The organism is Streptomyces lucensis JCM 4490, from assembly GCF_014650035.1.
In the GTDB taxonomy this organism is placed as follows: domain Bacteria; phylum Actinomycetota; class Actinomycetes; order Streptomycetales; family Streptomycetaceae; genus Streptomyces; species Streptomyces lucensis.
The window spans coordinates 1-526 of sequence record NZ_BMUE01000063.1; the positions used below are offsets into that span (position 1 = coordinate 1).

The 526-nt window shown below is 68.1% G+C and carries 1 protein-coding gene; it reads right to left on the bottom strand.

Annotated elements, in window-relative coordinates; genetic code table 11:
- Positions 1-526, bottom strand: a 526-nt coding sequence (locus tag IE177_RS34655; RefSeq protein ID WP_190019458.1) for a radical SAM protein, incomplete at both ends; no start/stop codon positions are given.

Here is a 526-nt window from a genome sequence, read left to right on the forward strand (position 1 = left end):
TCCATGATCTCCAGCCACCGCTCACCGCTCTCCTTCAACGGCGCGATCGCCTTGCGCGGCCGCTCCGGCAGCAGCTCCGCACCCGCCCCCGCGAACGAGTCCAGACCCGCCGCGTGGATCCGGCCGATCGCCTCCTCCACCGACACCCCGGAGATCCGCGCCATGTGCTCCACCTCGGACGCGCCCAGCGAGTGGATCACCAGCTGCGGGAAGGCCTCCTTGATCGCCCTGAAGTGCTCCTCGTAGTACTCCACGCCGTAGTCCGGGTGATGACCGCCCTGGAACATGACCTGCGTCCCGCCCAGCTCGACCGTCTCCGCGCAACGCCGCAGGATGTCGTCCAGATCGCGGGTCCAGCCCTTCGCGGTGTCCTTCGGAGCCGCGTAGAACGCACAGAACTTGCACGCCGTGACACACACGTTCGTGTAGTTGATGTTCCGCTCGATGATGTACGTCGCGATGTGCTCCACACCCGCGTACATCCGGCGCCGCACCGCGTCCGCGGCCGCACCCAGCGCGTGCAGCG